25 protein-coding genes and 1 pseudogene are annotated in these 21,045 nt (G+C 36.4%); 9 read left to right on the top strand and 17 right to left on the bottom strand.

The window, feature by feature from the left end:
* Positions 1-11: 11 nt before the first annotated feature.
* Positions 12-209: a hypothetical protein gene (locus KPL75_RS20010; protein ID WP_219917474.1), complete on the top strand. Its 198-nt coding sequence runs from the start codon at positions 12-14 to the stop codon at positions 207-209.
* A 115-nt stretch (positions 210-324) separates the two neighbouring features.
* Here KPL75_RS20010 and KPL75_RS20005 read toward each other — a convergent pair whose 3' ends face one another.
* The 7 genes from KPL75_RS20005 to KPL75_RS19975 form a co-directional block, all read right to left on the bottom strand.
* Positions 325-1,071: a YjbA family protein gene (locus KPL75_RS20005; protein ID WP_219917473.1), complete on the bottom strand. Its 747-nt coding sequence runs from the start codon at positions 1,069-1,071 to the stop codon at positions 325-327.
* Between the two features lie 138 nt (positions 1,072-1,209).
* Positions 1,210-2,001: a DUF2268 domain-containing putative Zn-dependent protease gene (locus KPL75_RS20000; RefSeq protein WP_219917472.1), complete on the bottom strand. Its 792-nt coding sequence runs from the start codon at positions 1,999-2,001 to the stop codon at positions 1,210-1,212.
* Between the two features lie 114 nt (positions 2,002-2,115).
* Positions 2,116-3,354 (bottom strand): beta-ketoacyl-ACP synthase II, encoded by a 1,239-nt coding sequence (gene fabF, locus KPL75_RS19995; RefSeq protein ID WP_219917471.1) that lies wholly within the window; start codon positions 3,352-3,354, stop codon positions 2,116-2,118.
* A gap of 31 nt (positions 3,355-3,385) precedes the next feature.
* Positions 3,386-4,318 (bottom strand): beta-ketoacyl-ACP synthase III, encoded by a 933-nt coding sequence (gene fabH, locus KPL75_RS19990; protein ID WP_219917470.1) that lies wholly within the window; start codon positions 4,316-4,318, stop codon positions 3,386-3,388.
* A gap of 262 nt (positions 4,319-4,580) precedes the next feature.
* A complete protein-coding gene (locus KPL75_RS19985) occupies positions 4,581-4,757 on the bottom strand; it encodes a ComZ family protein (protein ID WP_193645655.1) in 177 nt (58 codons plus the stop codon).
* A gap of 64 nt (positions 4,758-4,821) precedes the next feature.
* Positions 4,822-5,667 (bottom strand): NAD-dependent epimerase/dehydratase family protein, encoded by an 846-nt coding sequence (locus KPL75_RS19980; protein ID WP_219917469.1) that lies wholly within the window; start codon positions 5,665-5,667, stop codon positions 4,822-4,824.
* 57 nt (positions 5,668-5,724) lie between these two features.
* Entirely contained in the window at positions 5,725-6,459 is a 735-nt protein-coding gene (locus tag KPL75_RS19975; protein WP_219917468.1) for a lipase family protein, read from the bottom strand.
* A 156-nt stretch (positions 6,460-6,615) separates the two neighbouring features.
* Here KPL75_RS19975 and KPL75_RS19970 point away from each other — a divergent pair, with 156 nt between their 5' ends.
* Complete coding sequence (locus tag KPL75_RS19970; protein ID WP_001211111.1) at positions 6,616-6,798, top strand: YjzD family protein; 183 nt, start codon at positions 6,616-6,618, stop codon at positions 6,796-6,798.
* A 31-nt stretch (positions 6,799-6,829) separates the two neighbouring features.
* Here KPL75_RS19970 and clpB read toward each other — a convergent pair whose 3' ends face one another.
* Together clpB and KPL75_RS19960 are read right to left on the bottom strand one after the other, a co-directional pair.
* Complete coding sequence (clpB, locus tag KPL75_RS19965) at positions 6,830-9,430, bottom strand: ATP-dependent chaperone ClpB (RefSeq protein WP_219917467.1); 2,601 nt, start codon at positions 9,428-9,430, stop codon at positions 6,830-6,832.
* 172 nt (positions 9,431-9,602) lie between these two features.
* Complete coding sequence (locus KPL75_RS19960) at positions 9,603-9,782, bottom strand: YjzC family protein (protein WP_002117000.1); 180 nt, start codon at positions 9,780-9,782, stop codon at positions 9,603-9,605.
* A 491-nt stretch (positions 9,783-10,273) separates the two neighbouring features.
* Between KPL75_RS19960 and KPL75_RS19955 the strand changes: the two genes are divergently transcribed.
* The 3 genes from KPL75_RS19955 to KPL75_RS19945 all read left to right on the top strand — a co-directional run bounded on the left by KPL75_RS19955 (position 10,274) and on the right by KPL75_RS19945 (position 11,528).
* Complete coding sequence (locus KPL75_RS19955; protein ID WP_105584269.1) at positions 10,274-11,083, top strand: Cof-type HAD-IIB family hydrolase; 810 nt, start codon at positions 10,274-10,276, stop codon at positions 11,081-11,083.
* A 106-nt stretch (positions 11,084-11,189) separates the two neighbouring features.
* On the top strand, positions 11,190-11,330 hold the full coding sequence (locus tag KPL75_RS19950) for a hypothetical protein (protein WP_002170819.1): 141 nt from the start codon (positions 11,190-11,192) through the stop codon (positions 11,328-11,330).
* A complete protein-coding gene (locus KPL75_RS19945) occupies positions 11,331-11,528 on the top strand; it encodes a DUF3813 domain-containing protein (RefSeq protein WP_098778083.1) in 198 nt (65 codons plus the stop codon).
* A gap of 26 nt (positions 11,529-11,554) precedes the next feature.
* On the opposite strand, the gene KPL75_RS19940 is transcribed toward KPL75_RS19945, so the two are convergent.
* Positions 11,555-12,412: a YitT family protein gene (locus KPL75_RS19940; protein WP_219917466.1), complete on the bottom strand. Its 858-nt coding sequence runs from the start codon at positions 12,410-12,412 to the stop codon at positions 11,555-11,557.
* 100 nt (positions 12,413-12,512) lie between these two features.
* Here KPL75_RS19940 and KPL75_RS19935 point away from each other — a divergent pair, with 100 nt between their 5' ends.
* On the top strand, positions 12,513-12,644 hold the full coding sequence (locus tag KPL75_RS19935; RefSeq protein WP_001120851.1) for a DUF3941 domain-containing protein: 132 nt from the start codon (positions 12,513-12,515) through the stop codon (positions 12,642-12,644).
* A 130-nt stretch (positions 12,645-12,774) separates the two neighbouring features.
* Positions 12,775-13,620: a peptidylprolyl isomerase PrsA gene (gene prsA, locus KPL75_RS19930; protein WP_219917465.1), complete on the top strand. Its 846-nt coding sequence runs from the start codon at positions 12,775-12,777 to the stop codon at positions 13,618-13,620.
* Between the two features lie 55 nt (positions 13,621-13,675).
* Here the strand turns inward: prsA and KPL75_RS19925 are convergent, their stop codons facing one another.
* From KPL75_RS19925 to KPL75_RS19915, 3 genes and pseudogenes are all read right to left on the bottom strand, one after another.
* Entirely contained in the window at positions 13,676-13,939 is a 264-nt protein-coding gene (locus tag KPL75_RS19925) for a hypothetical protein (protein ID WP_219917464.1), read from the bottom strand.
* A gap of 41 nt (positions 13,940-13,980) precedes the next feature.
* Positions 13,981-14,671, bottom strand: a pseudogene (locus KPL75_RS19920) (hypothetical protein).
* A gap of 200 nt (positions 14,672-14,871) precedes the next feature.
* Positions 14,872-15,726 (bottom strand): CvfB family protein, encoded by an 855-nt coding sequence (locus tag KPL75_RS19915; protein ID WP_219917463.1) that lies wholly within the window; start codon positions 15,724-15,726, stop codon positions 14,872-14,874.
* Positions 15,727-16,161: 435 nt separating this feature from the next.
* On the opposite strand from KPL75_RS19915, the gene KPL75_RS19910 reads away from it, so the two are divergent.
* On the top strand, positions 16,162-16,653 hold the full coding sequence (locus KPL75_RS19910; RefSeq protein ID WP_002116984.1) for a YajQ family cyclic di-GMP-binding protein: 492 nt from the start codon (positions 16,162-16,164) through the stop codon (positions 16,651-16,653).
* A 38-nt stretch (positions 16,654-16,691) separates the two neighbouring features.
* Here the strand turns inward: KPL75_RS19910 and KPL75_RS27490 are convergent, their stop codons facing one another.
* The gene (locus KPL75_RS27490; protein ID WP_258237049.1) at positions 16,692-16,877 is read right to left on the bottom strand and encodes a hypothetical protein; all 186 of its coding nucleotides are present in this window, start codon (positions 16,875-16,877) and stop codon (positions 16,692-16,694) included.
* 244 nt (positions 16,878-17,121) lie between these two features.
* Positions 17,122-18,477 (bottom strand): alpha-amylase family glycosyl hydrolase, encoded by a 1,356-nt coding sequence (locus tag KPL75_RS19905; RefSeq protein WP_219917462.1) that lies wholly within the window; start codon positions 18,475-18,477, stop codon positions 17,122-17,124.
* Positions 18,478-18,634: 157 nt separating this feature from the next.
* Here KPL75_RS19905 and KPL75_RS19900 point away from each other — a divergent pair, with 157 nt between their 5' ends.
* Positions 18,635-19,870, top strand: a complete 1,236-nt coding sequence (locus tag KPL75_RS19900; protein WP_219917461.1) for an ammonium transporter — start codon at positions 18,635-18,637, stop codon at positions 19,868-19,870.
* A 120-nt stretch (positions 19,871-19,990) separates the two neighbouring features.
* Here the strand turns inward: KPL75_RS19900 and KPL75_RS19895 are convergent, their stop codons facing one another.
* Positions 19,991-20,632, bottom strand: coding sequence for a DUF1232 domain-containing protein (locus tag KPL75_RS19895; RefSeq protein ID WP_219917460.1), 642 nt, complete (start codon positions 20,630-20,632; stop codon positions 19,991-19,993).
* Between the two features lie 176 nt (positions 20,633-20,808).
* Positions 20,809-21,045, bottom strand: coding sequence for a hypothetical protein (locus KPL75_RS27710; protein ID WP_002149873.1), 237 nt, complete (start codon positions 21,043-21,045; stop codon positions 20,809-20,811).

Here is a 21,045-nt window from a genome sequence, read left to right as displayed (position 1 = left end):
TTTGTCTTCTTATGCGGAAGGTTCTTAGACACGAAGAGCTTGCCGCTGGAGCTGGATTACTACAAAAAGCGGAGGCGGCTCGCTTAGATTGTGAGGGGGATGGAGCTCCTGACGTAGAGGCGCTTTTGGCCTCGCAGGAAGGCGCGAAGCCACCGAACACTCTTGCCGCTGGAGCTGGATTACTACAAAAAGCGGAGGCGACTGCTTAGCCCTGACGGCTAAGGTTCTTTCCCACAGAAGGTGCTTTTTACCTTCTCGTGGGGAAGGTTCTTAGACGCGAAGGGCTTGCCACCTCAAAAAAAAAAACCGCCAATTGGCGGTTTTTTAATTTACCTTCTGCTCGTTTTCCATTTCCCATAACTTTTCAAAAAACGGCTGTCCTTTTACAAGGCGCTCACATAATTGCTCGTGCTTCTCAGACCATCCAGTTTTCGCTTCATCATAAAGTCTAACCCAAACATCTTCAAACTCCATATGTTGTACCATTCCGTACGCTGATGGATCCCACTCTGTGAACCAATAGCGAATTTCAGCTGGATTTTTCGTTGTATGTAATTGATCTAACGCCATAAATAATAATTGTTTTAACTGTCTTTCTTTACGAGTTAGGCCGTTCATAATGAAAGGTGACGGCGATAAAATATGATGTTCTTTTTCAATCTCTTCCACTTGGAACTCATACTTTTCTGCTTGCACATTTTCTACCATCTCATATACCATCTGTTCTTGACGAGGTATAAGCCTACTTTTTCTAATTGGCACATTATAGCCAATTGAATCAATTGCAATAATTCCTTTTCCATCTGTAACTACAAAACAATATTCTTGTTGCAAACGTTCGTGATTTTTACGAATATAAGCCTTATGATGTACGTCTTCCAATAATTTTTGCGGAAGCTCTAATAATTCGTTCTCGATGTAATGATATAATGTGGAATCTACTTTTAATAATGGCACTTGATCTAATAGCTCAATCGTATCATCTTTCCGCCATTCGTAAAAATGACAAACGTTATACCCATTCTCTTCACCTTCAAACCAATTTACCCATACATCATGTAGATATAACATTCACTACCCCTCACTTCACTACTGTTTGTACCAATCATTATGTTCATTTTTGCTTAACTTTATTCCACTTGAGGAAATATATTCTAATTATTTTTTCTTCTATAATATAAAAAAGCAGGAGATAGCTCCCCTGTTTTTTTATGAAACATGAAACGTATTTGCTTTATTCAATATTTCCTTCGCATCTATAGATAATAAAGACAGTGTATTTTCCCCTTCAAAAGCTACACAATCTTTTACAATATGGAATCCAAGTGCATAGCCAAGCATTTTCGGATACGAGTGCAGTCCATTTAATAAAACATCATGCTCCCTCGTACCTCTCTTTACGTCTATTCGTTCTTGTATTGAATTTCTCCAATAATAAATAGCATCTTCTTTTGAGATGTAAGTAGTCCACGGTGCACACCTTTTTTCTGTATACCTTTCATACACAGCTTGCTCAGCTAATCCTTCCATAATCATCGTATCAAGTAATGTATACTCTGTTTCTTTCGTCTCAATTTGATGTAATCTACATATATGGTGGTATTCATGCGTTAATAACGCTTTTAGTTCCTCTACTGAATTACGTCCACATACGAATAAGAAAATAACGTGACGCATAGATAAACCAGCCTTCCCGTTATATTCATCTTGTACGGTTCGATTATATGAATCTGATAATAAAATAAAGATAGGGACATCTGGACCTTTAAGCCAATTTTTCAATTTTTCATACTCCATGCTAAGTTCTTTCCAAATTTCTTTTTTCTCCAATTCTTTAATTTCCCGCTCTCCCCGCATTACTGGGCGATACATACCTTTAGAGATTAAAAAACGATACAGCCTCTCTTTTGGCAATGGAATATACTTTGTAAATTTCTCACAAAGCTTCTCTGGACGTCCATAATACAGATGTAACCATTCTGCCGTTTCAACAACCCCCACCTTCATCCCCCCTTTTCTTATGTATATGCAAAAAAGATTGGAACGTAAAGGTGATAAAAAATAAATAAGGTGTCTTTTCGTAGTACTTTACGAAAAGACACCTTATTGTACATATTACTTATATGCTTTAAATACTAATACTGCGTTATGACCACCGAATCCTAATGAATTACTTAATACAGCTCGGACTTCTTGATGTCTCGCTGTATTTGGTACGTAATCTAAATCACATTCTGGATCTGGTGTTTCATAGTTAATCGTCGGAGGAATTACTCCGTCTGTAATTGATTTAATAGAGAAGATCGCTTCAACAGCACCAGCTGCTCCTAATAAATGACCTGTCATTGATTTCGTTGAGCTAATCGCTACTTTATATGCATGCTCACCGAAAGTTTCTTTAATTGCCATCGTTTCATACTTTTCATTTGCATCTGTACTTGTACCATGTGCATTAATGTAATCAATATCTTCTGGCTGAAGACCTGCATCAGCTAAAGCTTGACGCATCGCACGAACTCCGCCTTCACCGCCAGGAGCAGGCATTGTAATATGGAACGCATCACCAGTTGCACCATAACCAGCAATTTCCGCATAAATGTGAGCACCACGTGCTAATGCGTGCTCTAATTCTTCAAGAATAAGAATTCCTGATCCTTCCCCCATTACGAAACCACTACGGTTTTTATCAAATGGGCGGCAAGCCGTTGCTGGATCTTCATTGAATGTTAATGCTTTCGCTGAACTAAACCCAGCGAATGCCATACTTGTTAATGGCGCTTCTGCTCCGCCTGTTATCATCGCATCAGCATCACCACGCTGGATTACTTTAAACGCATCACCAATTGAGTTTGCTCCAGATGCACAAGCCGTTACAGAGCAAGTATTAATTCCTTTCGCTCCTGTAGCGATTGAAACTTGACCTGCTGCCATATCTGGAATCATCATTGGTACGAAGAATGGGCTCACGCGGCGCGGACCTTTTTCAGTAAAAATCTTAAATTGTTCTTCGTATGTTTCCATACCACCAATACCAGAACCAACCCATACACCAATGCGTGGTGCATTTTCTTCTGTAATTTCAAGCTTCGCATCTGCAACTGCCATTTTCGCTGCTGCTACTGCATATTGCGTAAAGCGGTCCATACGGCGCGCTTCTTTTTTATCTATATATTTTTCGACTTCAAAGTCGTTAATTTCTGCTGCTACTTTTGCAGGAATTTGTTCTGAATCTATTCTTGTAAGTCGTCCGATTCCGGATACACCATTTTTAATGTTTTCCCAAGCTGTTTCAACATCTGTTCCGATCGGTGTAACAGCTCCTAGCCCTGTAATTACGACCCTCTTTTTTTCCATACAAAATACACTCCTTTTTTTCTCTCAGTCCTTATTTACCCCAACGAAGAGCTACTGCTCCCCAGGTTAACCCGCCGCCAAAACCGACTAGTATAATTAAATCACCATCTTGAATACGTCCATTTTGCAATTCCTCTACCATTGCAATTGGAATTGAAGAAGCCGATGTATTACCGAACTTTTCAATTGTCATACTCATTTTTTCTTTCGGTAAATTTAATCTTTCTCTTGCAGATTCCATAATACGAATATTCGCTTGATGCGGTACTAAGAAGTCCACATCCTCTTTCGTAAGTCCTGCTTTTTCTAACACGCGAAGACAGGAATCACCAAGTTGGCGAACAGCAAATTTAAAGACTTCTCTGCCGTTCATCATAACATACTCGTCTTGATAAAGATGCTTACCGCCACTTCCGTCCGCTCCTAATTCAAAGGAAAGTACACCTTTTCCTTCCGAAACAGCTCCCATTACGATAGCACCTGCTCCGTCCCCAAATAGTACTGCTGTATTTCGATCGTTCCAGTCTACAATTTTAGATAGTTTGTCACTACCAACTACTAATACATTTTTATAAGTTCCCGTTTGAATAAATTGCTGCGCTGTAATCATTCCGTACATAAAGCCAGCACAAGCTGCGCTTAAATCCATTGCGGCTGCGTTTTTTGCGCCAATTGCTTCTTGGATTACACAAGCTACTGCTGGGAATGCGCGATCTGGCGTTACTGTTGCCACTAAAATAAGGTCGATATCCTCTCCGCTAATCCCGGCATCTTCAAGTGCTTTCTTAGAAGCCTCTACCGCCATATATGAAGTATCTATTGTATCATCGGCAATGCGTCTTTCTGCAATTCCCGTTCTCGTACGAATCCATTCATCAGATGTATCTACGATTTTCTCTAAATCGTGATTTGTGACTACTTTTTCTGGCACATATCTTCCGATCCCTAAAATGCCCACGTTCACATTGCAGCCCTCCGTTTTATATCAATTATTATGACTTGGTACTAATTTTAAAACATAAATGTACTTTTGTCTAGAATATATTTCAGCTAAAAAAATAAGACAACGCATTACTAACTTTATTTTTCATTAAAAGAAATAGAAAAATTCCTACCCTTTCAAAATACAAATTATTCCACAACCTTACTCCGCTCGAAACAAAAAAGGCCCCAACCGCTTCTATCCTCGGTTCGAGCCTCTCTTCCCTCTAAAAAAGAAGGTTTTTTTATTCTTTATCAGCTTTCCCAAGCTCATATGCTTCATCCATTACTTTCATCAATAGCTCTAACACTGGCTGCGCTTTCTCCATATCAAGTGCAATTCCATTAGAATCTAAAATTGCCTTAGCTTCTGGTAAATGTTTCATTGCAATTTGTAAAAATTGCATACTTTTTTCATTCATGTAATCTCTCCCTCTCCATTAAAGCTTTTCAATCAATTATTCATACAATAGTTTAACACGTGCGCTACCCTTCGTATAACTCTTTATATTTTTTCATATGTGCCAATTGTTTATTTAAACCGAATTCTACTGGTGTATTTTTTTGAATAGAAATAACCTCTACAGCTTCATCTCTTACTTCCACATTTTTTTTATTTACTTTATCATCTGCATGCAGCAAGGTCATACCTTTTTCCCATAACTCTTCTTTTCCACTAAGTAAATTATATATACCGAGGTGTTTTACATTCAGTCCATTTTCCCATAAATATTCACAGACATCTTCAACGTAAAGTAAATCGCTTCCTTTTTCTCCATTTATACAACGGCACTCTTTTTCATCAAGTTCTGATAAAATAAGTTGATGGTACATCATAAACGATGGTTGCCACGGCCCGTATAATGTAGGAACTCGATATGCACTATATTGTAATTCTCCTTTTTTCAACCCTTCTTCCACTTTCGAAAATAGACGTTTGTTTTCGGATTCTTCCGTGCTTCCTATTTCAATAGAAGAAATTAGATTTAACTTTACGTTATTGTTTTCACACATCCTTACGATTCGTTTTAAATATTGTAATATGACCCTTTCATTCCGAAATCCACTTTGCTGATTTGGCTCATACAAGCAAAAATAAACTGTATCGAAACTCTCTTCCTCTACCGATCGCCATCCGTCTTCATCCCTTATAGAATAGTACGTAAATAACGCATTTCGCCCAATCAACAATAATTTCTCTTCATTAATTTTTGTCATACTATCAAATTCATCAAAATCCAGACCATATACTTCTACTTCTTCTGCAATCATTTTATTCACAAGGTGATAACCTACAAACGTAAGTGCACCTATAATCAGCACGCGTTTCATACCACCAACCCTTTCCCCCTTGAAACAAATAGCTCCTCATTTATGTATATGGGAGCTTCACAATTCTTCTTCATATTTTTTAAAGAAATCAGTTGTTTGTCTAACCATTTTATATTTCACATCTTGCAGATGGAATAAAACAGAAGTATCGCATTGATTGAATTGCCTCATTTTCTCGTATTTACGTAACAATTGTTTTCTTCCTCTTTTTTCCTGTGTTGAGACAAAAATTTTAACAGGTACACAAGACGGAAGAAGTGCAAATGATTTCTTATTTATTTTTGATTCTAATTCTTCTTCTTTGGAATCATACGCCAAACTTAATTCCTTCACTAATCTTTTGTAAAAAAACTTATGCTCTTTCTCAAACTCCACATATTCTGGTAAATCTAAACACGGATTTAACATAACGACAGAACGTATACATTCAGGGTATTTGTTCATCATCTCCAGTGCTACAAGCGCTCCCATACCATCTGCCATAATGTGCATTTTCGTATTTAATGTCTCTTTTCTTAGAACAACATCATACAAACGTTTTGCTAGACAAACAGCTCGATCGTTCCCCCAATGCCTTCCATATAAGTTAGATGAAAAGACCGTATAGCCTTTTTCAATAAGGCCCTGTAAAAAATAAGCTCTCCCTGCATGTTGTGTCCATAAACTTGTACCATTCTCAATAAAATAGTTATAATCCCCTAGGAGCATAACAGAAAATCCATTTGGCTTTTCTGGCAAATAAATTACACATGGTTCTTTTTCTAAATAAAAAAAACGTTCCGTAATACTCATTTTTCCCCCGCCTTATTTTCTAAACGTATAAAAGTACTCTTTTATAATGTATGAACAGAATGCAAATTTGCGTTGAAAAATCTACAAATATTTTTCTATATTCTTTTTTCAATTGTGTTACAATAAGGACAGATTGAACGAATAGAGGTGTAAAATATGCGTTTCATTTGGGCATTAATTTGGTCGTTCGCGCTTGTACATATGATGAGCTATGTAATCGGCTCTATGACTGGCGGTACATATGATTTTAACCAAGCGTCTATTTTCTCAGTTGTTCTTGCGGTATTAGTATTAGCGATTGCAGCTGCGATTCCAAACGAGCCAGTAGAACAACACTAAAAAGAGTCCGGATTTTATCCGAACTCTTTTTTTACTTTACATGAACAACTAATTCATTATTTTCTACATCGACAACTACGTGACTATTATCAGTAATCGTTCCTGCAATCAATTCTCTCGCTAATTTTGTCTCAACTTGACGCTGTACGTATCGTTTTAACGGACGAGCTCCGTACATCGGATCGAATCCAGCTTCTACAACAAATTCTTTTGCAGGTTCCGTCAATTCTAATGATATGTGACGATCTGCTAAACGCCCTTGTAATTCTTGTACAATCTTATCAACAATACCTTTAATTTCATTCCTTGTAAGAGGTTTGAATAAAATAATTTCATCGACACGGTTTAAGAATTCTGGTCGGAAATGTCCTTTTAATTGTCCCATTACAAGTTCTCTTGACTCTTCTTTAATAGAGCCATCTTCTTCTAGCCCTTCTAATAAGTGAGCAGATCCAATATTTGAAGTCATAATAATAACCGTGTTTTTAAAGTCTACTGTACGTCCTTGTGAATCTGTAATACGTCCATCGTCTAACATTTGTAATAAAATGTTGAATACTTCTGGATGTGCTTTTTCGATTTCATCTAACAAAATAACAGAATACGGTTTACGTCTTACTGCTTCTGTTAATTGTCCGCCTTCTTCATATCCAACATATCCAGGAGGCGCACCAATTAAGCGTGACACTGCGTGTTTCTCCATATACTCAGACATATCGATACGAATCATTTGCTCTTCACTGTCAAATAACGTTTGTGCTAACGTTTTTGCAAGCTCAGTTTTACCAACACCTGTAGGACCTAAGAAAATGAATGAACCAATTGGACGATTCGGATCTTTAATGCCAGCACGAGCACGAAGTACTGCGTCTGATACAAGGCTTACCGCTTCCTCTTGACCGATAACACGCTCTGATAAAATTTGTTCAAGACGTAATAATTTCTCACGTTCACCTTCAACGAGTTTTGCGACAGGAATACCAGTCCACCTTGAAACAATGTCTGCAATTTCTTCTTCACTTACTTCCTCGCGTAATAAACGATTCTCTTGTTTATTATGTGCCCCCATCTCTTCCGCTTCTTTTAACTCTTTTTCGATAGCTGGAATTTTCCCGTGGCGAAGCTCAGCTGCTTTATTTAAATCGTAATTTCCTTCTGCTTCTTCTAACTCACGGCGCAAGCGCTCTAAATGTTCACGCAAGTCACGCACTTTATGAATGTCTTCTTTTTCTTTCTCCCATTTCGCTCTCATACTACTTGCAACTTCTTTTAAATCCGATAATTCACGTTGCAATGTTTTTAGGCGCTCTTGACTACCTAAGTCCTTTTCTTTCCCAAGAGCAGCTTCTTCAATTTCCAACTGCATAATGCGGCGCGTTACTTCATCTAATTCTGTTGGCATAGAATCAATTTCTGTTCGAATTGTTGCACAAGCTTCATCAACAAGATCAATTGCTTTATCGGGCAAAAAACGATCTGAAATATATCGATCTGATAAAACAGATGCCGCTACAATCGCGCGGTCATGAATATTTACACCGTGATAAATTTCAAAACGCTCTTTTAAACCACGTAAAATGGAAATTGTATCCTCAACAGTTGGCTCTTCTGCTAATACTTGTTGGAAACGTCTTTCTAACGCTGGATCTTTCTCAATATATTTACGGTATTCATCTAATGTCGTTGCCCCGATACAATGCAGTTCACCACGCGCTAGCATGGGTTTTAACATATTTCCTGCATCCATTGCTCCTTCTGTTTTACCAGCGCCGACGATTGTATGAAGTTCATCAATGAATAATAAAATGCGGCCTTCACTCTTTTTAATTTCATTTAATACAGCTTGCAGGCGCTCTTCAAACTCACCGCGGAATTTAGCTCCAGCCACAAGTGCACTCATATCTAAAGCGAAAATTGTTCGATCTTTTAATCCTTCTGGGACATCTTTTTTCACAATACGCTGCGCTAATCCTTCAACGATTGCTGTTTTACCAACACCTGGTTCCCCGATTAAAACAGGGTTATTTTTCGTTTTACGTGAAAGAATGCGGATCACGCGGCGAATTTCACTATCTCGGCCAATTACAGGGTCAATTTTCCCCGCTCTTACTTCAGCCACTAAATCACGGCCATATTTTTCTAACGCTTCATAAGTTGCTTCTGGATTTTGACTAGTCACTCTTTGATTCCCCCGAACTGTCATTAAAGACTGTAATAAGTTATCTTTCGTAATATGAAATTTTGTAAATAATTGATTTATATCGCCTTTTTCTTCAGAAAAAGCAAGCAATACATGTTCTATTGAAATATAATCATCTTGTAATTTTTCCGCTTCTTTTCCTGCTCTCACAAGCAGTTGTTGCAAAGCACCTGTTACATATAATTTCCCTGCCTCTGCCCCGCTTCCAGTTACAGAAGGCTTTTTCTTAATTAAACTTTCTACACCTTGCTTTAACGCTTCTATATCGACATTCATTTTTTGAAAAATACGTACTGTTAATCCTTCTTGCTGCTCTAATAATGTAAGCAATAAATGAACAGTATCTACTTCTTGATGATGATGAGATACCGCTAAAGATTGAGCACTCATAATCGCTTCCTGTGTTTTTGTTGTCATTTGATTTAAGTCCATCTTTACAGTCCTCCAAACGTTTGACTTTCTTTGACCTTTGATTTGATTATACGCCAACTGACTTTTTTATACAATAATTTTGCTTATGTAGTTCAAACTTATTATTGGAAAAAGAAAAAAGTAACATTCATTTTCCTAATCAAAAAAGCCGCAATAACGATTGCGGCTTCTGTTACGGTTTTCTTTTATATGTCCACTGACGATTATGGTTTGCGTTCTCTGGAAACCTTTCCCCGGCAGTTAATTTCACCATTTGTGGATCTTTCACCATACTTCCCGTTTCACCAATTTCTACGTAAATGCCATCATTTGGCGCCTTTTGCCCTGAACGAAACCTGCGATTTTGTCCCATTTCCATTCTCCTTCCATGACGTCTTGCCTCATTAGTATATCCATTTTAAAAGAAAGCTTTTCTGTCATGTTTAGGAAACAAGTACTACCGTTTACCCATGTACATATATATAATTACACAAGCTTAAGCAGGAATTATTGGTATATTTGTTGAAAAAAAAGAAACCAACCTAAGTTTAGGCCAGTTCCAAAGGAGAGTCAAACATATACGAGAAGATTACATGTTCATTATAAGTCGCATCACTCAAACAATGTAACCCTTTTCACAAATTGTACATAATGAAAGAAACATTGTTTGAACTTTCTAAAAAGATGTTGACTTTCCCTAATTTCCAACGAGAAATAGTAGACACCACAGCGCTTCGCGACGTAAGATGGATATATAGTGAAACTTTCATCTACAGTAGTTTCACCCAGTCTAACCTCTTATTTCTGCCTATTAAAAACGGAAATACAGATAGAAACAAAAAAATTATTATAAGAGGTGAAATTATGAATAAACAACATTTAATCGCTTTAGACTTAGACGGAACTTTATTAACAGACAACAAAATAATTTCTCCAAGAACGAAAAACACAATTGCAAAAGCAAAAGAACAAGGACATATTGTCGTTATTTCAACAGGGCGTCCATTCCGCGCTAGTTACGATTACTATAAAGAACTTAGCCTTAATACACCTATCGTAAACTTCAATGGAGCTTATGTGCATCACCCTCTTGATTCAAAATGGGGCATACACCACTCTCCTCTTGAGCTTTCAACAGCACAAGAAATCGTCCGAGCTTGCTTTGATTTTGGCGTAAAAAATGTATATGCCGAAGTCATGGATGATGTGTATGTTCGTGAAATTGATGAAGATAAAAAACATATTTTTGAATTCGGTTCTCCAAAAATTTTCACAGGAGATTTATTAAATATTTTAAACGACCATCCAACTTGCTTATTAATTGACGCACATGACGGGCATTCGGCTGCAATTCGTCAGCATTTAACAGATATGCACGCTGAAGTAATCGACCATAGAAAATGGGGTGCGCCTTGGCCAATTATTGAAATTGTGAAAAGCGGACTAAATAAAGCTGTCGGATTACAAAAAATTTCAAGTCATTACAATATTCCAAAAGAGCGAATCATCGCTTTCGGTGACGAGGATAATGACTTTGAAATGATCGAATTTGCTGGTCATGGAATCGCAATGGGTAATGCGATTCCTGAATTAAAATCACTTGCAAATCATACGACATTAACGAATGAAGAAGATGGTATCGCTCTATATTTAGAAGAGGTTCTTGGATTGTAATCTAAAAATTCCCTGCTTATAGTTTCTCGCCAAATGCTCATACTATTATTAGACGCAAGAGAAAGCGCGTCAATTGTTTTCAGCTAAATAAAGGGAGGTTTTTCGAATGGGTAAAAAGAACAAATCAAAACGTTTTATCCAGCAAGGAGCCGATGCTGTTATGAAGCATGATGCAAGATTCCCGTACAGAGGTACATTAGCTGAGGCAGAAAAAGCAAGAAGTAACTCTTCTCTTGGAGGGGTTTAAATGGGGAACTTACTATTCCAACAAGCTAGAGACGCTGTTGCAAGTGCCGTTTCTTGTTCAAGTGGCGCTGAACAACAGGAACTCGTTTATAGAGCAAAAAACTCTTTGCACTCTGCTTATGCAAACTCTTCAACTGCTGAAAAAGTTCAGCTACGTGAAATGCAAGAGCAATTGCAAAACATTACGAATTTGCATTAAAAAAAGAGGACCAGCTTTGGTCCTCTTTATTCTTTTCGAAACAATCCAAACACTCCGACCGTTTGCAGTACATTTGTAAATGCACCCGGATCCACTTGTTTTATAACCCTCTCTAATTCGTACAACTCGTAACGAGTAATAACAATCATTAACATTTCTTTATTTTCATTTGTATAAGCACCTGTTGCCGGTATAGTTGTAATCCCTCTCACTAAGCGAGAGTGAATCGCTTTTCGCACATCTGCCCCATTCTTTGTAACAATTAATGCCGTAATTTTTACATGACGTGTATGAATCGCATCAATAATTCTCGTTGACACATACAAAGTGACCAAAGTATATAATGCTTTTTCCCATCCATATACGTAACCAGCAGCGATAATGATAATTGCATTAAAGAAGAAAAAATATGTACCGACAGGCTTATCTTTTATCTTTGATAAAATCATGGCAATAATATCTAGACCACCTGTAGAAGCCCCCCACTTTAAAGCAATCCCTACCCCGATTGCTGAAATAACCCCACCAAACATCGCATTCAATATTATATCGTCCGAAACCGCTCTAACTGGGATAATTTCTAAAAACAGAGTCATAAATATAACGCAAAGAAAACTAAAAAACGTAAAAGCCTTTCCAACCTTTTTCCACGCTAAAATAACGACGGGGATATTAAATAAACTAAACAACACCCCCGTCGATATATGAATAGATAAAAAGTCACCTAATATTTGTGATAATAATTGAGACAATCCAGCAAAACCACTCGCATACACTTTCGCTGGTGTTAAAAATAAATTCATCCCAATCGCATTTAATAAACCCGCAATAATTACAACGACTAACTTCTTAATAAGTTCAGTATAGTTCAGCTTCAAATCCATTTCTAATCCACCTTTAGTATTCATGAATGCACCGCTATACATAGTCTTTACGAAAAAGGAAATGATAAACATACAACGTTTAGAAATGGAGTTGATACATATGCCACATACTAGCGATAACGACAAAAAAGCACGCGACAATAATGCAAAGCGCACTCAAAAAAATGAACAAGAGCAAAAAAATATTCAGCAAGGAAAACGTGCATATTCTAAGAAAACGGATCACCTTTGATTACATCGTACATCAACGTTAATGTTGATGTACTTTTTTTACATTTTACAGGAAAAAAACATTAAAAATTCACTTCATGTTCACTTCTATATTCTACAATAGCGATAACATATTCAGATGAGGTGTTAGCATGAGAGGAAAAAGTATATTCATTATCACTGCACTAATAAGTATATTAATGCTATCTGCTTGCGGACAAAAAAATGACTCGGCCACAATCGCTACAACAACAAACTCAGCCATTACGAAGGGCGATTTCGAAAAACAATTGAAAGATCGATACGGAAAAGATACGCTATACGAAATGGTAGCACAAGATGTTATTACTAAAAAATATAAAGTATCTGATGATGCAGTAGATAAAGAAGTAGAAAAAGCAAAAGATCAATATGGAGAACAATTCAAAGCAACACTAGAAAATAATCGTTTAAAAGATGAAGAAGATTTCAAAAATCAAATTAAATTCAAACTTGCATTGAATGAAGCGATTAAACAAAGCGTTACAGAAAAAGATATAAAAGACCACTACAAACCAGAAATTAAAGCTAGTCACATTTTAGTAAGTGACGAAAATGAAGCAAAAGAAATAAAGAAAAAATTAGATACCGGCGCTTCATTTGAAGAATTAGCAAAACAAGAATCTCAAGATTTGGTATCAAAAGATAATGGCGGAGACCTCGGATACTTCGGAGCAGGCAAAATGACACCTGAATTTGAAAAAGCTGCCTACAAATTAAAGCCCGGCCAAATTAGCAATCCCGTAAAATCACCAAACGGCTACCACATTATTAAACTAACTGATAAAAAAGATTTAAAACCTTACGATGAAGTGAAAGACTCTATACGCAAAGACTTGGAAGAAGAACGTATTGCCGACCCTTCCTTCGGTCAAAAATTATTACAAGATGAATTAAAAAAGGCAAATATTAAAATAAATGATAGTGATTTGAAAGATACATTTTCTCATCTTTTTTGAGAAAGGGAACTAAAATAAAGCACGATCTTATTGAAAAAAATAAGATTGTGCTTTTTTAATCTTCTATCAACATTTTTAACTTTTTCTTCAAGCTTTTATAATGCCAATTGATATGATCTAATTCTACCTCCATTTCAATTAGCGCATCTATTAAGTCTTCTTTAGACTGCTGGGAGTGTATCATATTTTCAAGCATTTTTTGAAAGCTTTCACTACTCTCATATATATCATATAAATCTACCGCTGCTATTTCACTTTCTTTTTCAGGGGATAATACGGAAAGACGTTTTATTAATTGTTCTAGTACATTCTCTTGCACTATCATGCCTCCCTTTTCAGCCGATACTTATGCAGATTCCTTCAACATTTCAAAACTAACCACGGATACCACAACACCTCTTCTGCCTCAATTTCCCCATCATCAATTAAATGGATAATCTGCTTTGCATCTTCATACTTATCAACAAGTGATAATTCATTTAATCTCTTACCAAAATCCTCTTGTAAATTGTTATGAATAAAAGAATAAAAATTATTGTTACTAAAGCCACATATATCAAATCCTAATATTTCATCGTTTTCAACATCAACAGGTAATGAACTTTCGAGAAAGTCATATATCGAAGCTTCAAAATCATTTTCGTCTCGCTCATTCATTAAGAAATCCGTCCGATACTCTTCTGAAAGATACAAACTAATAATCTCTAGATTTTCTATCCCCTTTAAATAATTCCGCTTAAAAAATCGTGCATCCTTTAAAGATTTAAAAGTATTCGGCCACGCAATTTTTTTCTCGCATTAATGTATCTAAAAAAGATTGTCCACTTTCATGTTCCTCTTTACTAATCTTCAACCTTCCATTTATCATCTGAGCAATAGGGTCATTTCCATTTGAATTACACCAAGGGAAAAACCAATAATCCGGAAATGTAGGCCGTATCCCATTACATATCGTTAAAATCGTTTGTGATAGTCCCTCAATATTGCATTCTTTATAGATAAGTTCCCTATCATAGGAAATTATGAGGTATCCAGCGTTATAATATTTCATTTACACACCTCTTTTCTTTTCCATTAAAAATAAATTCAACTTCTCTTTCATATAGATATAACTATCTATCCTTTCTATATTCTTTAAAATATTCCTCTTCCAACGATTCTCTTACTCCCCCTCTCAATTCTTGCTAAACGCAAAAAGAACTATCTCTTCCCTAATACTTTTAGAGAAAAGATAGTTCTTTTTAATCCAATTTACTTCTTAAAGTAAGTCCAGCCTTCTTCTTGGTAAATCTTCTCTTCTTTCATCAGTTTACCAAGTGCACGCTTAAAGGCAGCTTTACTCATATTGAAACGTTCTTTAATGTCTTCTGGGTTGCTCTTATCCCAAAACGGCATCGCTCCGCCTCGTTCTTCCATATATGCATAAAGTACTGCTGCATCATCTTCCATTCCTTCTTCTTTACGAGGAAGAAGTGAAATGTTGATTGTACCGTCATCTTTCACGTCAATAATACGGCCTGTTACGCGCTCACCGATGCGGACTTGTTCTTTTCTTTCTGTATGGTGTAAGAAAGCACGGAAATGCTCGTCAGTTAGTATGAATGAACCAACTTGAAGTGAGCGATACACACGTCCATTTACGTTTTTATTACGCATAGATGGCGTTGCATCTACGATAATTTCTTGCATATCACTGTCTCTCGCCGGAAGAGCAATTAAACGATCACGATTCGTTAATTTTAACGTACAATATAATTCGTCGCCTTCTTCTGGCCATACTGGCATATAAATTGGAAACTCATCAAGTGGAATTAGTATATCTTTTGATACACCAATATCAACAAACACACCTAAACTAGGAATAACTTCTACAACCTTTACCCAATTCCAATCATGTGTTGTAATAATTGGTTCCTTCATTGTTGCTGAAATACGATTTTGGTGATCAAGGTATAAGAATACATCAATCGTATCGCCTTCTGCAATTTCTCCAACTAATTCATTTTTATGTAGGAAGATTTCTTCCTCTTCGTTTCCAACCATATATCCGATTTCCGTTTCGCGTAAAACAGTTACCTGTTCAATCGATCCTAATTGTAAATACATATTTTTAATTCCCTTCTATATATATAAAGTGAAACTTTAATCAGTGGGGATTTTGTTCATCCCCCACTGATTATTAGTTGAACCAATCGGGCGTTTACGGGCAGTTGATCTCCCACCTCACTTCTTTGCTCCAGCTGAATTTTGAGGTGGGAGTCTTACTGCACGTTAATGCGGGATAAAGTTATCTTTTTTATCATTCCAAACAAAAGTTAATTATAACACGATTTTCCCTTTATTTGTCCAACTGCCCAAAATTCACTATAATTAAATAAAGACTTTATCTATAGGACTATATTACCCTACGGATGGTCCGTCAAAACACTTAAGTTGCAACACTCTATCTAATCGATGTATTTTCCGCTATACTTTAATATGTATATTACATAGCCTATTTAGGTGCATTAAAAGATAGAAATTTATTTGGAGGTGCTAACTATGGCAAAAGACAGTTCTTTTGACATCGTTTCGAAAGTAGAATTACCTGAAGTAACAAACGCAATTAACATCGCATTAAAGGAAATCCAAAACCGATATGACTTTAAAGGTAGTAAAAGTGATATTAAATTAGAAAAAGAAGTACTTGTTTTAACTTCTGATGACGAGTTCAAATTAGACCAAGTAAAAGACGTTCTAATTTCTAAACTTGTAAAACGTAACGTTCCAATTAAAAACTTGGACTACGGAAAAGTTGAAGCTGCATCTGGTAACACTGTTCGCCAACGTGCAACTCTGCAACAAGGTATCGATAAAGATAACGCGAAAAAAATCAACAACATCATTAAAGAAATGAAATTAAAAGTGAAAACACAAGTACAAGATGACCAAGTACGCGTAACAGCGAAAAGCCGTGATGACTTACAAGCAGTAATCGCAGCAGTTCGCAGTGTTGACTTACCAATCGACGTACAGTTCATTAACTACCGCTAAAAAGAAACCTCCTCTATTCAGAGGAGGTTTTCTACTTATTAAGAGCAACACATTATCGCTTTATCAAATAATTTTTCCGGAATATAAACTTTATCATTTTTAATTTTGTATTTAATATTATTCCTCTTAAGAACTTCTGTATCAACAGAATGAACACTATCGCCCCACCGAACAAATTCCCCATCGTCACCGTTGTCCCAAAAATGCAAACTTACGAATACGATAAGAAGACATACAGTGAAACTTTAATCAGTGGGGGTTTTGTTCATCCCCACTGATTATTAGCCTTCACCAATCGGGCGTTTACGGGCAGTTGATCTCCCACCTAACTTCTTTGCTCCAGCCGCATTTTGAGGTGGGAGTTTTACTGCCCACAAATAGCGGGATAAACATAAAGCGAACCACTTCTTTTTTCTCAAACATCTCACCTCATCATAAACTATCAATTAAGCGCAAAAGAGAACCCCTTCATTTCCTCCTCTTTTTAACCGCAATTAAAAAAGCAATAAATAATACGTTCACACCGACTATTAAGGAGATAAACAACCAATTCACACCTGTTTCTTCGTTAACTTTATACACATTCGACTCTTCGCGCTTTAAAACAAGATAAAATTTTCCGTTTTCTTCTCTTATAATTTCGTCTTCTAACAATCCTCTTAGCTCTTGTTTTTCACCAATTGCACTTACAGGTAAGGAAACCTTTTGCGTTTCTTTCGTATTATTAATCGCTACTAGTGTTACTTCATCTTTATACTTTCTTTTTAGTATACTCATTCCATCTTTATCATATAGAAGTTCAAACGTACCACGTCGTAAAGATGGTCTCGTTTGTCTAAGTTCACCTAACTTCTTTATGTGCTGCATAAACTTTTCATCAGACTTGAAATCCATTAATCGTCTATTATCTGGAGCATCTCCCCCATCTAATGCGATTTCAGTTCCGTAATAAAAATTCGGTATCCCTGGGGATGTTAATAAGTAAGTGATCGCTAGTTTTAAACGAGACGGCGGGTAATACATATTTTCTTTTGCAATACGCGCAAATCGCTTTGTTTCTTGATTATCTAAAAACGTAGCGAATTCCTCCTCTTTTCCGCTCACATCATATAAAGGTTTCACAGACATATCTACTTTTGAAAATGACTCTACTATTTTTTTATAGTACTCATTATCTTCCTTTGTCATAATGTGAAAATCTTTCTTTACCTTCTGCAAATCATTTTGCACTTCATCCCAAAAAGCACGCGGCTTTTTTTCACTATGTATCACATAACTTCCGTCTACATCGACTTCTTTTATCCACCATTTCATCGAGTCTATTAATTGTTGTTCATTTTCTTCATACGGAAATTGAAAGACAACTTTCATTCCTTTTTTATGAGCCTCATTTACAAGTTCTTTCACATCATTTTCTGTTCCGAAATGTTCATTTACTTTTTGAAAGTTTCGAACGCCTAATCCATCATACTTTTCACTTTCAAAAAGCGGCGAAAGCATAATAGTAGTAAATCCCATTTCTTTTATGTAGTCCAATCTTTTTATAATCCCTCTTATATCTCCGCCCTGATACCCTTCTAAATTACCAACCTCTAACTGTTTGTCATTTTTCGGTTCTCCGTTATTGAAGCGATCAATCATAATGGAATATATAACTTCATCTCGCCATTCCCTTTTTTCTTCCGCAAAAGTATGTACTGGTACAAACAAAATAACAGCTAAACAAAAACAAATGAATAGTTCCTTAGTCCATATTTTTTTCACACGCATCCCCCAAACTTCCAATTGTAAGAATATTATACCAATTTTCAGAACAAATCGCATACGTTGATTTTATCCATCCAAAATAAACAATGTCAGGTTTTCTAACATTACCCAGAAAGTTTTCTGAATTTTTAGTTGATTTTTCTTTTTATTTCGAATATGATATGAAACATAACAAGTTGATGTTATTTTTTCTAACATCACAGGAGGAGAGAGAATGAATACAGGAGATACAGTTTTTATTTTTGTAACGACAGTAATGGTCATGTTGATGACACCAGGATTGGCACTTTTTTATGGAGGTATGGTTCGCAGTAAAAACGTACTCAGCACAACAATGCACAGTTATAGCGCAATGGCTATCGTTTCGATTCAATGGATTGTTATCGGTTATTCTTTATCATTCGGACCAGATTGGCACGGACTTATCGGCAATCTCGATTGGTTCGGTCTAAACGGAGTTACCTACGCACCAAATCCAGACTACTCATCTACTATTCCTCACAATTTATTTATGATGTTCCAACTCATGTTCGCTATTTTAACTCCCGCTTTAATTTCAGGTGCATTCGCCGAAAGAATGCGATTTTCTGCCTTTCTTATTTTCATCCTCCTTTGGACAACAATCGTTTACAATCCTGTGGCTCATTGGGTATGGGGCGTTGGCGGATGGCTGAGAGAACTTGGTGCGTTAGACTTCGCTGGCGGTAATGTCGTCCATATCACATCTGGCGTCGCTGGTCTTGTATTAGCTATTTTCCTAGGAAAACGAAAAAACATAAGCGGCACCTCCCCGCACCATTTACCATTTACGATGTTAGGCGCAGGCCTACTCTGGTTCGGCTGGTTCGGTTTTAACGTCGGTAGTGCATTATCCTTAAATGACGTAGCTTTAACTGCATTTATTAATACAAATATAGCCGCTGCTGCCGCCGCTTTAACTTGGATGCTCTCAGAATGGTTCTTCCAATCAAAACCGACTGCGATGGGTGCTGCTTGCGGAGTTGTTTCTGGTTTAGTCGCAATTACGCCAGCTTGCGGATTCGTTACACCATTCTCCGCTCTTCTTATCGGAGCAATCGGCGGTATATTATGCTTTGGTGCTGTCTTCTTCCTAAAAAATAAATTTGGTTATGATGACACGCTCGATGCATTCGGATGTCACGGCATCGGAGGAACTTGGGGCGGTATCGCAACCGGACTTTTCGCAACAACCTCTATAAATAGCGATGGTGCTAACGGATTATTTTATGGAAACGCAACTCTCCTTTTCAAACAACTTGTAGCAATCGGCGCAACATATGCATTCACGATCATAATGACATACGCCATTATTAAAACCATTAACTTCTTCCTCCCTGTTCGCGTCGATGAGCATGAAGAACAAATGGGGCTTGATATTTCAATGCATGGTGAGAAAGCTTATGAGTATGTAGAAAAATCCGCAAATTAAAACGAAAAAGGTGTACTCCGTTCTAACACGGAGTACACCTTTTTCGTATATTCATAACGATACAATTATCCCAAACTATTGGCATATAAATATCTTTATCTATCTATTCATATAAACATCTTACCTTTTCATTAGTGCATTTAAAACGAGTTGTACCGCAACCGCATCATCTAAATAACCGATTGGAAATATATAATCCGGAATTACATCGACCGATAATATAAAGTAAATGAGCGCACTTCCCATTAAAGCAAGTTCTGCAGTCGTTCCCTTCTTCTTCATAAATCTCTCATACAGTTCTTTTAAATCATTAATAAACGGGCCAATACTGCTTACCTTTTGAATCTTTTCAAGAAACCCCTTTTCAATCGTTTCTTTTCCTTCTTCTGTTTGTGAATATTGTTCGTAATTAGCCAATTGTTGCTCTACATTCGCTATACTAAACTTTTGATCGTATAACTGTGAAGATTCAAGTAAATGTTCAATGTTATTAATAGATACATGAATATCAGATTGTTCTTCCTGTTTTGTTTCAATAGAATATCCTGCCGCCACAAATAGATCAGCAATTGGAATACCAAGGCAATCTGCAAACTTTTGCAAATGCTTCGGATTTGCTTTTCGCTTACCATTTACAATCATTGAAATGGTAGCAGTATCAATTTCAGTAAGCGAACTAAGTTTTCGCATCGATAAAGACTTTTCCTTAAGTAACTTTTTCAACAACAATCCAAGATTACTTTTTTCATTATCTTGAGACATATCTCATTCCCCTTTATTCACGAGAATAACCATAGTTATTATAAGAAAAATAACTACAACCTCTATACAATTCATATTAACAAATTTTTTTGACTATTTACAAGGTAGAAGTCTTTTATATGTTTACATTTTGTAAACAAAAAAGCTATCTTAAAAATTTAAGATAGCTTTTTAACTCATTTTAACCATTTCCGCAATAATAAAAATACACTACCGCAAATTACGTAAGAACTCACAAATGTAACAATTGCTATAAAAAATGAATGATGCAGCGAAAAGGTTAGTACCGTTAATGAGAAAGATACAAAGATTAAATCCAATAAAATAAAATACCCTGAACTTAAAACACTTTCTACTAATTGTAATTCCGACTCTAACTCCGAGTACTTTAGCCTTTTATACAGTAATCTCAA

This window comes from Bacillus sp. NP247, assembly GCF_018966865.1.
In the GTDB taxonomy this organism is placed as follows: domain Bacteria; phylum Bacillota; class Bacilli; order Bacillales; family Bacillaceae_G; genus Bacillus_A.
This window is presented reverse-complemented; position numbering and strand designations above follow the sequence as displayed.